The organism is Amycolatopsis sp. SID8362, assembly GCF_010550475.1.
Taxonomy (GTDB): Bacteria; Actinomycetota; Actinomycetes; order Mycobacteriales; family Pseudonocardiaceae; genus Amycolatopsis; species Amycolatopsis eburnea.
In genome coordinates this window covers 1-571 of sequence record NZ_JAAGNB010001249.1, presented here as the reverse complement: position 1 = coordinate 571, position 571 = coordinate 1, and the positions used below count along the sequence as shown (strand labels likewise).

General features: G+C 77.2%; 1 protein-coding gene. It reads left to right on the top strand.

The window, feature by feature from the left end; translation table 11 throughout:
* Positions 1 to 571 (top strand): hypothetical protein (locus G3I65_RS38625; RefSeq protein WP_160700471.1); only part of this gene is annotated, 571 nt, incomplete at both ends.

Below are 571 nucleotides of genomic sequence, written 5' to 3'. Positions count from 1 at the left end.
CGACCGCCGCGGACACCGCCGCGATCGGCCAGCTGACCGGGAGCCGGGCGACGGTGGACCGGCTGGCCTCGACGAAGTTCCCCGGCGCCCGCGCGGCGGCCGCGGTGAATGCCGCGAAGGCCGACCCGCGCACCCAGGTCGCGGTGTACGAGCCGACGGCGGCGTTCGTCGCGGGGAAGTCGGACATCCCGGCGGAGCTCGCTTACGTCGCGGTGCCGGCGCGGACCGGCGACGGTGCGGAAGCGACGGTCTGGGCCGAGCGGCAGGGCCCGGCCTGGACCGTCGTGAACGTCGCGTCCGGCGACTACGAACAGCGCTACGCCCAGGCCGCCGCCGGGGGCTACCTGCTGCACGAGCCGCAGGTCAACGCCTGGTACGCGGTCCACGGCGACGCCGTGACGGTGCTCGACGGCTCGGTCACGGGCCTGGCGGCGGGCACGAAGCTCGCGCTGGCGGACTACCGCGCGGCGCTGCACGACCGGTACGCGGACAAGCTGCCGGGTTCGGCGTACGACCGCGACGGCGCGGGCGGCGGCTACGGCGGCCGCGAGCGCGCGGTCCCGGCCGCGGA